A 12,918-nucleotide genomic window follows, 5' to 3' on the forward strand; every position below is an offset into this window, starting at 1 on the left:
TGAGCTCAGGTATGTCTGCATAGATGATCAAGACACGCCTGTGCACAACGCAGGCCGAAACTGGCTGTGACCACCATGGAAGCACCATATCCAGCGCAGGAAAGCCCCTGTGGAGCGCTTGATTCTGTCTGGCAGCTACCTGCTTGTGGCGGAGTAATATTTTCGCTCGAATAAATGCAGGGTATGTGCATCTTGTCTGCCGGCTGGTGACTGAAACCATGCCGTTTGCGCAAGGTGTAACGCATACTGGCCAGCATGCGGTCATTAGTTACACGGCTTAAATCGGCACTTTGAATTAGGGCGGCATTTTTCTGTCCGCCGGCGCCACCGGAAACAATAAATGGTTGGTGCTGTGCGATAAAGTAAGTAGCCATGGCTGCCTTGACACGCACCTGATCAATAGCATCAATAACAAAATCAAAGGGTTGTTTAAATATCTGGCTAATATTGTCAACCTCGACGAAATCTTCGATGCAGTTAACCTGACAATCGGGATTAATGTCGGCAATGCGTTCGGCCAGTGCTTCTACTTTTGGCTTGCCAATCAGGCTGATTAAAGCCGGTAGCTGTCGGTTGATGTTGGATTCAACTACGTTGTCCAAATCAATCAGTGTAAGAGAGCCGATACCACTGCGTGCCAATGCTTCTGCAGCCCATGAGCCAACGCCACCGAGACCAACAATGCATATATGTGCAGAGGCGAATCGTTGTAAGGAGTCTTCGCCGTATAATCGTGCAATACCACCGAAGCGGCGCTGATAATTTACTGAGGAATGGAACATCTGCGACACGTAGTAAAATCCAAAAAGCCGTTTTTAGCAGGTAGTGGTATTATACTGTATCTGCCTGATGATTCGAATTGCAAAAACGATAAGGAGAGTTTCATGTACAAACATTTACTTGTGGCGGTGGATGGCAGCCATACTTCAGAAAATGCTCTGGAGCATGCTATTGGACTGGCTAAAAGTGAAGAAGCAGAATTAACAGTGGTAAATGTGGCCAATCCGACTGAATATATGGCGCTGGCACCTGAGTTTCTGCAGCATGAAAGTTACGAAGCGGCTGCATTGTCTGAAGGGAATACTGTTCTGGACGATGCGGTAAATAAGGCTTTGAAACAATTGCCGCAGGACAGAGTACACCGCCATTTGCTGATAGCTAATAAAGGAGCAAAGGAAATGGCTCAGATGCTGGTGGATTATGCTGACGAAAAAAGTAGTGATCTAATTATTTTAGGTACACATGGACGCAGTGGTCTAATGCATTTGCTTATGGGTAGTTTTGCTGAAACAGTGATGCGCGAAACTAATTTGCCGCTCTTGATTATCCGAAGTGATACTAATGGGGAAGGTTAAAGGCTAACGCTGGTTTATTCAGAAATTGAGAATGGATATATTATCCTTTAAATGAAGCTGAATCTGGGGTGGTACGGATTCGGCTTTTTATTTTGTAATATTGTGCTGAGGATGAAAATAAAACTGCACCCATTTTTTATTAAGGGTGCAGTGGTAATGTGAGGACTCAGACTAAATTAACGAATGAATTTTTTGTGAATTTCTCGAAATTGTGGATTATTGGCTGAACCTAGCCATTCAAATGCTATCATTTCTCGGCTAACTATATTGCATCCATTAGACTGCATGCGAGACAGACCCAGCTCCAGATCACGTTGACGGCGAGAACCTATGGCATCGGCTACAACAAATACTTCATATCCTTGCGAACGTAGGTCCAGAGCTGTTTGTAATACACAAATATGCGCTTCTATACCGGATATGACAATCTGGCTTGCATTTTGCAGATTATCAGCTGTAAGTACACCAGCAGAATATACAGAAAAGCTTTGTTTTTGTACAATTTTAGCCTGCGGCGCAGCGGTAATGATTTCTTCACGGGTAGAGCCAATTTTATCGACACAGTGTTCGCTTATGATGGTTGGAATGGCCATATCATTTGCCAATTCGGCCAGCCATACATTGCTGTTTAGTAGTTCATCGGTGTTGCTGATGGCTGGCAGCAAGCGTGTCTGTAAATCAATCATTAATACGGCGGAGCGTTTGCGGTCTAACAACATAATTTGCTTTCCCAAGGGTTGAGTAATTTACACGATAATTATGCATTATTTATAGGTAGCGGAAAGTAAGTACGGGTTAAGGCTGGCAAGGCTGGTAAGTGCCAGCAGGTTACCGTGCCGGTACGGTACCCATACGTTCTGTCAGCGTGGTACGCTGTTCGCCAAAAAGGTTGGCATAATAAGTGGTATTGGCCATAACATTTTTGACGTAGGTACGGGTTTCGTCAAATGGAATAGTTTCGGCATAAATGGCCCCTTCCAGAGGTGTATTTGCCTGCCATCGGCGAGCGCGGCTAGGTCCGGCATTGTAGCCGGTGGTGGTGAGCACTTCATCGCCAAACTGTTTGCGTACATTGCCCATATACCAAGTTCCCATACGGATATTGCCGCGCATGGTATACAGCTCATTACTATCCATACCTAGCCGGCTGGCGATGTCACGGGCTGTAGCCGGCATCACTTGCATCAGGCCGGCTGCACCAACGTTGGAGCGGGCGCCGATCATAAAGCGGCTTTCCTGACGGATTAAGCCATATACCCACGCAGGGTCTATACCGGCTTCTTGAGCAAATGGTACGGCGAGCTCTTTAAATGGCGCCGGATAACGCAATTCGTAGTTGAGGAGGTTATCCGCTTTGTCTGCACTGTAAATTCCCATTTCATAAAAACCATTGTTTTCTGCAAGGGTGGCAGCTGCGATTTGGGTGTCGTCGTTGAAGTTACGTGTAGCATAACGCCATTCTTGCTGAGCCAGTCGGCGCATTGGCCAGTTATTTTCTGCTTGTGCGGTTTTAAATAATGTCAGCGCACGGTGGATATTACCGTCAGCTGCTATTCTGTTCTGAACTTGCTGGCTGCTTTTGCCCACAGTGCTGCTGGTGTTGGCTTTGCTGCCCAAAGCTTCTTTAGCTAGCAACGCATAAAAATTATGTCCGCGTTGAGCTGTTTTTTGGAATATGGCGTTCGCCTGACTATTTTGCCCCAATGAGCGGTAACTGCGAGCCAGCCAATATTGCCACGTAACTTGCTGCTGTAGCGCTGTTGGCATGCTGAGGATGATGCTATTAAGTTTTTGCCAGCGCTGCAGACGCAGTGCTGAGCGAGCATACCATTCCCACATTTCGTTATTCATCTGTGCTGGGGTGGCTCGGTCAAAATAATTCAGAGCTTTAGCAGAATTGAGACTATTTGCTTGAGCCAGCCCCAATTGCGCCCAGCCGAAGCCAATTTGTTCTTTGGTGAGACTGGCTGAAAGTTGCTCTAGGGTGCTAGCGGCACTGTCTTTGTTGCGATTATCCTTATTGATAACTTGATACAGTAAAGCTTCTTGTGCGCCCTGACTTCCACCAGTGCTGCTGCCCAACGGATCTGGTAAGGGACTGCCTAAAGCTTGAGCTAAATTACGTGCATTAGTAATTTGATTCAGTGCCAACAGGTTGCGTACACGTCGCCACCCACTTTGGGCACTAATTTTTTGACGTGCAGCAGCCTGTTCAAGCAAGCGATTGCATCCTAATGGAAGATTGCCGGATTCCATGCTCAAACTGGCTAATAACTCATTGTCATTATCTATGCCTGCTTGTGCGGCATAGCACCGTGTTTCCAGATCGCGGAAATTTTTATCCAGAAAATCATATTGCTGGCGGAATACTGTCCAGTTGCCACGTTTACCTAACTGCTGTAACCAACTATTGCGTATGCTATTGCTCATAGCACTGTCAGGCTGATGAGCCAGAAACTGAGCCGGTAAAATGTCATCGCCATTTTTGGCTGCTTTAAGAGCATTTTGATATTGCTGGAAACTGCTGATGACTTTGTCCGGTGCTTCAGTGGCTTGCGTGCCAGGCAGGATGGCTTGACCACTGTTTTTGTTGATGGGTTGAAGTGCGACTTCGTGCTGATTGCTGCATGCGGTAAGGAGCAGCAAAGTGCCGGAAATGAGATGTTGTTGGTTAGTCAGTTTTGCTTTCAGCATCTTTAAGTGTTTAATCAATTTTTTTCCTTCAAATTTTCTCAAGTTGTATTTTATTTTTTCCAGTAAGCAGGGGTAAACAAGATAAAGACGGTAAATATTTCCAGACGTCCTAGCAGCATGATGATGATGCATAACCACTTCTGAAGGTCTGAAAGAAAAGCAAAATTATTGGCTGGACCCACAGTACCTAGCCCAGGGCCTGCATTGGTGATACAGCTGATTGCGGCTGTCAGGGCAGACAGAAAATCCATACCACTCATCATCAAGGCAAAGCTGAATAATATAATGGTGATTACGTACACAAACACAAAGGCCATCACTGTTAAAGCTCGCCGGTCGGGAATATGGCTGCCGTTAATTTTAACCATACTTACTGCATTGGGATGCAGCATCAGCAGCATTTCGCGCAAACTGAATTTAAACAGCACAAGCGCACGAACTGTTTTAATACCACCGCCGGCTGATCCGCCATTAGAAAGTATGTTGGCCAGAAAAAACATCCATAAGGAGGCGATTAATGGCCATTTGGCAAAATCAGTATCGGAATAGCCATTTGCCAGCCCGATAGATATTAAATTGAAAGCCGTGTATCGAAATGCTTCACCTAGCGAATAAAAACTGTGCCACCACAAATACAAGCTGATGCCAATGATGCTGAACAACAAAACAAATAGTAGTACACGTACTTCTTCATCACGCCAGTAATAACGTAATGATTTTTTTTGTAGCGCATTAAAATGATTAGTGAAATTAATAGCACCTAGTATGGTGGCAATGCTAAGAATAATTTCAATCGGTACAGAATTAAAATAGGAAATGCTGTTGTCGTGTGTAGAGAAACCACCAAGGGAAAAAGCAGACATGGCGTGACAAACCGCATCAAACCAGCTCATGCCGGCCAGACGTAAGGCCAGCAATGTAACAAAGGTAAATAATACATAAACGCTCCATAAGCGTTTGGCCGTTTCTGAAATACGTGGTGCCATTTTGCTGTCTTTGTTTACACCCGGTATTTCTGCTTTAAATAATTGAGTTCCGCCTACGCCTAGCATCGGCATGACGGCTACGGCCAGCACAATAATCCCCATGCCGCCCAGCCAGTTGAGCATATGACGCCAGAAATTCAGTGACGGGGCAAGTGTATCCAGACTGGTGATGATGGTGGCACCTGTGGTGGTGAGACCGGAAATGGCTTCAAAATAGGCATTAGTAAAACCCAGTCCGGGCAAATAAATATAAAAGGGCAGGCAAGCAATCAGGGCAAAACCAATCCATAGCATAAAAACCAATGTATAGCCATCACGCGGGCGCAGTTCACGGTTATAACGCATCGTCAGCAGCCAAGTCAGCGCACACACACTCATGCTAATAGCAGCCGTAACTGCAAATGCTGAAAACACATGATCCATGTACAGTAATGAGACTACCGTCGGTGCCAGTAGCAATAATGAAAATAAAAAACCGGTTTTGGCCACAATATGAGCGGTGGGCGCAATTTTGTTGACGAAACCTGATGCCTTATGATGCACAGTAAAGCGGTTGCTGAAATGGCTCATAACATGCTGCCTATGCAAAAAAGCCCAGTTTAACCTGAATCATTTTTTCTAGATCCTGCACCGCTTTGCGCCGAGCCACGAAAAAGATTACATGGTCTCCATCTTCTAATACTGTATCCTGATGGTACATAGTAATATTTTCATTACGTACTACCGCGCCAAAATAACATCCCGCGGGCAAACGTAATTGAGACATAGTGCGGCCGATAAGTTTAGAAGTATGGCGGTCACCGTGCAATACAACTTCAATGGCTTCTGCCGAACCGCGGCGTAATGGATACACTGCCATGATATCGCCCAAATGTACATGAGTCAGAATAGAACCAATAGTAATCAGATGCGGTGAAATTACAATATCGATAGCACTGCCCTGCAATAAATCCACGTAACTGGAACGATTGATAATGGCCATAACGCGTTTGGCTCCGAGGTTTTTTGCCAACATGGCCGACATGATATTATTTTCATCATCGTTGGTCAGTGCGCAAAATACATCAATTTCATCAATATATTCGTTTTCCAGTAGGCTTTCATCCGAAGCATTCCCTACCAGAACCAGTGAATTGTTGAGGTTTTCAGCAAGCCATTCTGCACGATTTTGTTTACGTTCGATAATTTTAATATCTAATCTAGCTTCCAGCTGTTTAGCCACGCGGTAACCGATATTGCCACCACCGGCAATCATAATGCGACGTGTCCTCTTGGTAACTGGACGTAGTTCGCGCATAATGTTTTCCAAATAAGCAGTTGGCGTTAAAACAAAAACCTCATCACCTTCCTGCAAGATGGTGCTGCCAGTGGGAACCAGCAAACGGTTATTGCGGTAGATGGCGCAAATTTGGCAATCCACGCCTTCTTCCAAATGCTGTTTCAGTGCACTAATAGGTTGATTAATCAGCATACCACCATTTTGAGCGCGGATGACAAGTAAACGGATTTTGTCGTTGGCAAATCGCAGTATTTGTAAGGCACTAGAATGCAGTAGCAAATTAACTATCTGTTCGGTTACAAGTTGTTCAGGGCTAATGGCTTCGGTGATGTTAAATAAGTCTAAACTGGTTTTGTATTGATTGTTGCCTGTTTCAAATTCAACGAAATCACTGTAGCGTACTCTGGCAATACGATTTGGCGTATTGAAAAGCGCATAAGCAATTCGGCAGGCAGCCATATTGGTTTCATCATTTTGGGTCAGAGCCAGAATCATGTCAGCATCCTGAGCACCGGCTGTAGACAGGACAGACGGCCACGCGCCGTTGCCGACAATGGTTTGTACGTCTAGTCGCTGATTGATTTTCTGTAAAGCAGTTTCATTGACGTCAATAATAGTGACATCATTATTGGGCATTCTGGCCAGATTGCTGGCAATGGTCGAACCTACTTGTCCACAGCCTAAAATAAGGATTTTCACGTAATTTACATCATCTCTGTGGTAATCAATAGCATTGTAGCCTTTGTGGTGCCGCGTGCAAATATTGGTGTAAAACCGCGACACAAGTATAAAAAAGCTGGCTCTAATCATTTTGTTATATTTGTTCTGTTGTAAAGACGGATGTTACTAATAATTTGCTGAATATTATTAATTTTGATGGATAATCTGAGCCATTTATCTTTGTTGGTATTTTATACGCATAAGTGTTGTTATGCGTACATGTTATAAGAGTGGTTTTAAAATTAAATATACACCATATAATAAAACCATTTTTTACATTTATTACTCAATGTAAGACATTAAAAAGTGATATTTTTTCAACCAGTTGTATTACCGTGGATAAATCATGTATTCAATCAAACGGCAATCTAAACTAATTACACTGGCTGCCATGCTTATAGCTGTAAGTGGATGTGCGCAGGTGGCTGATGTGATGGGCTATGACACCCAGACTCTAAATAGCAGTGCGGCCAAAAGCTATACTCAGATGATTGGTAAGGCTAAAGCAGAAGGGGTGATTGAAACCAACACACCTGTTGCCAGAAGGGTACGCAATGTATTTCAACGACTGGTACCATACGCCAATCAAGCAAACACTACTGGAGTTCCTTTTGACTGGCAGCTTAATGTTATCCGTAGTGATGAAGCAAATGCTTTTGCCATGCCAGGCGGTAAAATGGTGGTGTATACAGGCATTGTTGATCGTCTGAATTTAACCGATGATGAAATTGCTGCGATTATTGGGCATGAAATGACACATGCATTGCAGGAGCACAGTAAAAAAGCTGCTGGCCAGCAAATTTTGACTAGCGTGGCATTGGAAGTAGGCAGTGCAGTGGTGCAATCTAAAACCGGTGCCAATGCAGATAATGTCGGTGTGTATAAAGATGTGCTAAGTCAATATGGCCTGACTTTACCTTTTTCCCGTTATCAGGAATCTCAGGCAGATGCAGGCGGTCTGAGGCTAATGGCACAGGCGGGCTACAACCCCAATGCTGCCATAACAGTATGGGAGAAAATGAATAAGGTTTTGGGCAACAATAGTGGTACTAGCCTTTTGTCTACCCATCCGAGCAATAATGCACGCATTAGCTCTCTGAAAAAAATGCTGCCGGAAGTTATGCCGATTTATGAGCAGGCCAGACTAAATCAGCCGGCTTTGCAAAATCCTACCGGTCGCAGCCAGTATAGTCAGGTGGGCTCAAGCTTGCGCAAAAATGCCAGTGGTAAGAAGAGAAATCGTTTCTAAGATTTTTCAGAAAGTTTGAAATATTAAAATGGTGTAATCAATGTGAAATCACCATGATTGTATTCATTTTTATTACTCTATAGCAGCCTGTAACGGGCTGCTTTTATTTTAATCTTTACATTTTCTAATATTGACTACATCACACTACAAATTGTTTCAATCGCCCCTGTTTTCGGTTATCATTCATATTATTGCAGCAGTAATGCATAATAAATCTACAAGAAAAACTTAAAAAACCATTACATTAAGGATGTTCAAGATGTTAGAAGCCTACCGCGCAGCCGCCGCTGAACGTGAAGCACTGGGTATTCCGCCTCTGCCGCTAACAGCGAAGCAAACAGAAGAGTTGGTTGAATTACTAAAAAATCCTCCCAAAGGGGAAGAAAAATTTCTGGTTGATTTACTGTCACATCGAGTGCCGCCTGGTGTAGATGATGCTTCTAAGGTCAAAGCATCTTTTCTGGGTGCTATTGCGGAGAAAACCGTAAGTAGTCCATTAATCACGCCCGTGTTTGCGGTAGAGCTACTGGGTACCATGTTGGGTGGTTACAACGTTCAGCCTCTGATTGAGTTTCTGGATAATGAAGAGTTGGCGGCTACTGCGGCAAATGCTTTAAAACATACTTTGCTGATGTTTGATGCTTTCCACGATGTGGAAGAAAAAATGCGAGCCGGTAACCGGTATGCAAAAGAAGTAATAGAGTCATGGGCTAATGCTGAATGGTTTACTTCTCGTGAAAAAGTACCGGAAAAAATCACTGTTACCGTATTCAAAGTAGTTGGTGAAACCAATACTGACGATTTGTCACCGGCACCGGATGCATGGAGCCGGCCGGATATTCCGCTACATGCACTGGCTATGCTTAAAAATCCACGTGAAGGCATACATCCAGATAAACCAGGTGAAGTAGGCCCAATTAAACAATTAGCTGAGTTGAAAGCCAAGGGTAATCTGGTGGCTTACGTTGGTGATGTTGTAGGTACTGGCTCATCACGTAAATCAGCTACTAATTCTGTAATCTGGCATACCGGTCAAGATATTCCGTATGTACCGAATAAACGGTTTGGTGGAGTATGTTTAGGTGGCAAAATTGCGCCAATTTTCTTTAATACACAGGAAGATTCAGGTGCGTTACCGATTGAAGTAGATGTATCCAAACTCGACATGGGCGATGTAGTGGATATTCTGCCTTATGAAGGAAAAATTATCAAAAATGGCGAAACTGTCGCCGAATTTGAGCTTAAATCTCAGGTTATTCTAGATGAAGTACAGGCCGGTGGCCGCATTAATCTGATAATTGGCCGCGGTCTGACTGCAAAAGCTCGTGACGCATTAAGTCTGGGACATTCTGACGTATTTCGTTTACCACAGGCTCCTGCACCGAGCACAGCTGGATTTAGTTTGGCACAAAAAATGGTTGGCCGTGCTTGCGGCTTGCCGGAAGGACAGGGTATTCGTCCGGGTACCTATTGTGAACCACGAATGACTACTGTCGGTTCGCAGGATACTACCGGCCCGATGACACGAGACGAACTGAAAGACCTGGCTTGTCTGGGCTTTAGTGCTGATTTGGTGATGCAATCTTTCTGCCATACCGCAGCCTATCCTAAACCAGTGGATGTCAAAACCCACAAGGAATTGCCAGTATTTATGTCTTCCCGTGGCGGTGTGGCTTTGCGTCCTGGTGACGGAATTATTCACTCATGGCTAAATCGGATGCTGTTGCCGGATATGGTGGGTACTGGCGGTGATTCACACACACGTTTCCCTCTGGGTATTTCTTTTCCTGCTGGATCTGGTTTGGTAGCATTTGCTGCGGCTACTGGCGTGATGCCATTGGATATGCCTGAATCAGTATTGGTACGCTTCTCCGGTAAAATGCAGCCGGGTATCACTCTGCGAGATTTGGTAAATGCCATTCCTTTGCAGGCTATAAAAGAAGGACTTCTTACCGTTGCTAAAGCAGGTAAGAAGAATATTTTCTCCGGTCGTATTCTGGAAATTGAAGGTTTGCCGGATTTGAAAGTAGAGCAAGCATTCGAGCTGACTGATGCTTCTGCGGAACGGTCTGCTGCCGGCTGTACAGTGAAACTGCATAAAGAGCCGATTGAAGAATATTTGAAATCCAATATAGTGCTCTTAAAAAATATGATTGCCGATGGCTATCAGGATGCACGTACGCTGAAACGCCGTATTCAGAAAATGGAACAATGGTTGGCTGAACCGAAATTACTCGAAGCAGATGCGGATGCAGAATATGCTGCCATTATTGATATCAATATGGATGAAATCAAAGAGCCGATTCTAGCCTGCCCGAACGACCCTGATGATGTAAAAACTTTGTCTGATGTGGCAGGTACACATATTGATGAAGTATTTATTGGCTCCTGCATGACTAATATTGGTCATTATCGTGCAGCCTCCACTTTGTTAGACGGTAAAACAGATTTACCTGTACGTCTGTGGGTGGCTCCTCCAACCAAAATGGATGCCAAAGAACTTTCTGATGAAGGCTATTATGGTATCTTGGGTCGAGTAGGTGCTCGGATGGAAATGCCGGGCTGTTCTTTGTGTATGGGTAATCAGGCGCAGGCACGTGAAGGTTCTACTGTAGTTTCCACTTCGACTCGTAACTTTCCAAACCGATTAGGTAAGAATACGCAAGTTTATCTGAGCTCAGCAGAGCTGGCGGCAATTTGCTCTAAACTCGGACATATCCCGAACATCGATGAATACCGCGAAAATATTGCCATTATTAATGATAAAGGCATTGAAATTTATCGCTATATGAACTTCAATGAAATTCAGGATTATGTAGATGTAGCAGCTAAGGTAGATGCTTAATACCGGCATTTTATCTGTAGCTAATAAAAGGACTACCGCAAAGGTGGTCCTTTTTAAATGACAATTGAAATACAAACTTAAGCTTTGGCGGTTGAACTACTTGAATTGGCCATCTTCAGAGAATTTATATGAATTATTCAGCGGCTTACTGCTATAATTAATCACCTCATTCTAAGGTAATAATCAGAAAAAATTATATTTCAGCAGAAATTCCCTTTATCACCGCCTATATAAATATTAATTGTATTAACCCACTGATAAATTATTTAGGATGATAGTGGTTTTAATCTATGATGATAATCAATGCAGTTTCTCATAACAAAGGATAGACAATGAATATCGCCTCTAGCATCACTGACCTGATTGGTAACACCCCGCTGGTACAACTCAACCGTCTGAGTGCCGGTTTACCGGGCAAAGTGGTGGTTAAACTGGAATTTTTTAATCCCGGCAACAGTGTCAAGGACAGAATTGCAGCTAGCATGATTGATGCGGCAGAAAAGGCGGGTAAGATTCATTCTGATACGGTGATTGTGGAACCAACCAGTGGTAATACCGGTATTGGACTGGCAATGGTATGTGCTGCACGTGGATATAAATTAATTATTACTATGCCGGAAACCATGAGTAAGGAACGGCGCATGCTATTGCGTGCATACGGTGCTGAACTGGTGTTAACACCCGGAGCAGAAGGCATGTCTGGCGCGATTGCACGTGCACAAGCTTTTGTGGATTCAGATCCGCAGAAATATTTTATGCCACAGCAGTTTGAAAATCCGGCAAACCCAGAAATTCATCGTGAAACTACTGCACAGGAAATTTGGCACGATACTGATGGTAAAGTAGATATTTTTGTTGCTGGTGTTGGTACGGGTGGTACTATCACTGGCGTAGGCGAAGTTTTAAAAGAAAAAAAACCTGAAGTTGAAGTATATGCTGTAGAACCCGAAGCTTCTGCCGTATTGTCTGGTGGCTGCAAAGGACCACATCCGATACAGGGCATTGGTGCCGGTTTTGTACCTAAAATCCTCAATACCCATGTTTATGATGGCATTATTCAGGTACCAAATGATGTTTGTTTTGACACTGCTCGTGCAATGGCTTCCAAAGAAGGTATTTTAGTGGGAATTTCATCTGGTGCAGCGGTATGGGCAGGCTTGCAACTGGCAGCTAGACCGGAAAACAAAAATAAACTAATTGTGGTATTGATTCCTTCTTATGGTGAACGCTATCTTTCTACGCCATTGTTCGCAGATTTAGCCTAAGTTTTAACCCTATGATTGCAACCGAACCGGAAAAAAAGGTTCGGTTTTTTTTATGCAGTCTAGGCTGTGATACAAATATTATAAATAAAAGTATATTTTTTTTACTAACTTCTGAAACAAAAGCAGCATAAAAAATTAATTGTCTTATGAAAAAAACAAAAGCTTTCTTTAGAAGGATTCAATGGTTTATTGAGTAACATAACATTAGTAGACGAAAAGGTTGATTATTTAAGCTACCAGTCTTTGGAAGTCTGCAAAAATGTCACTGTCTACGAAGCTTATGAATTGATTGATGACTTTCCACCAACCCAAATGGTTGGCAGGGTTTTCTAAAATGAGAGATTTTTTGGAAAAAAGAGTCGGAATCAACCCAATTAATAGATTCAATAAATTGGAAGAAACAGAGCCGGACATAGGCAGTAAAGTCCATTTTTCACAATTATTGAAAAACAAAAGGATACACTTACCTTAACAATAAGGGATCATCATCTCGATGTTTGTTTATGTATTCGTATTATAAAAACT

Annotated in this window: 9 protein-coding genes; 4 read left to right on the forward strand and 5 right to left on the reverse strand. The window is 43.5% G+C overall.

Annotated elements, in window-relative coordinates; all coding sequences use genetic code 11:
• Positions 1 to 5 precede the first annotated feature (5 nt).
• A complete protein-coding gene (locus J3U67_RS00760) occupies positions 6 to 782 on the reverse strand; it encodes a tRNA threonylcarbamoyladenosine dehydratase (protein ID WP_267403376.1) in 777 nt (258 codons plus the stop codon).
• A gap of 102 nt (positions 783 to 884) precedes the next feature.
• Here J3U67_RS00760 and J3U67_RS00765 point away from each other — a divergent pair, with 102 nt between their 5' ends.
• On the forward strand, positions 885 to 1,355 hold the full coding sequence (locus J3U67_RS00765; protein WP_100141511.1) for a universal stress protein: 471 nt from the start codon (positions 885 to 887) through the stop codon (positions 1,353 to 1,355).
• A gap of 176 nt (positions 1,356 to 1,531) precedes the next feature.
• On the opposite strand, the gene J3U67_RS00770 is transcribed toward J3U67_RS00765, so the two are convergent.
• The 4 genes from J3U67_RS00770 to trkA form a co-directional block, all read right to left on the reverse strand.
• The gene (locus tag J3U67_RS00770) at positions 1,532 to 2,074 is read right to left on the reverse strand and encodes an isochorismatase family protein (RefSeq protein WP_267403335.1); all 543 of its coding nucleotides are present in this window, start codon (positions 2,072 to 2,074) and stop codon (positions 1,532 to 1,534) included.
• 109 nt (positions 2,075 to 2,183) lie between these two features.
• Complete coding sequence (locus tag J3U67_RS00775; protein ID WP_323811374.1) at positions 2,184 to 4,067, reverse strand: lytic transglycosylase domain-containing protein; 1,884 nt, start codon at positions 4,065 to 4,067, stop codon at positions 2,184 to 2,186.
• Positions 4,068 to 4,099: 32 nt separating this feature from the next.
• Positions 4,100 to 5,605, reverse strand: a complete 1,506-nt coding sequence (locus tag J3U67_RS00780) for a TrkH family potassium uptake protein (protein WP_100152094.1) — start codon at positions 5,603 to 5,605, stop codon at positions 4,100 to 4,102.
• Positions 5,606 to 5,615: 10 nt separating this feature from the next.
• A complete protein-coding gene (gene trkA, locus J3U67_RS00785) occupies positions 5,616 to 7,013 on the reverse strand; it encodes a Trk system potassium transporter TrkA (protein ID WP_267389990.1) in 1,398 nt (465 codons plus the stop codon).
• Between the two features lie 367 nt (positions 7,014 to 7,380).
• On the opposite strand from trkA, the gene J3U67_RS00790 reads away from it, so the two are divergent.
• The 3 genes from J3U67_RS00790 to cysK all read left to right on the forward strand — a co-directional run bounded on the left by J3U67_RS00790 (position 7,381) and on the right by cysK (position 12,393).
• The gene (locus J3U67_RS00790) at positions 7,381 to 8,283 is read left to right on the forward strand and encodes a M48 family metallopeptidase (protein WP_267403338.1); all 903 of its coding nucleotides are present in this window, start codon (positions 7,381 to 7,383) and stop codon (positions 8,281 to 8,283) included.
• Between the two features lie 259 nt (positions 8,284 to 8,542).
• Positions 8,543 to 11,128 (forward strand): bifunctional aconitate hydratase 2/2-methylisocitrate dehydratase, encoded by a 2,586-nt coding sequence (gene acnB, locus J3U67_RS00795; protein WP_267403340.1) that lies wholly within the window; start codon positions 8,543 to 8,545, stop codon positions 11,126 to 11,128.
• A 332-nt stretch (positions 11,129 to 11,460) separates the two neighbouring features.
• A complete protein-coding gene (gene cysK, locus J3U67_RS00800; RefSeq protein WP_100141505.1) occupies positions 11,461 to 12,393 on the forward strand; it encodes a cysteine synthase A in 933 nt (310 codons plus the stop codon).
• Positions 12,394 to 12,918: the final 525 nt, after the last annotated feature.

Source organism: Snodgrassella sp. B3837 (genome assembly GCF_026535955.1).
In the GTDB taxonomy this organism is placed as follows: Bacteria; Pseudomonadota; Gammaproteobacteria; order Burkholderiales; family Neisseriaceae; genus Snodgrassella; species Snodgrassella alvi_E.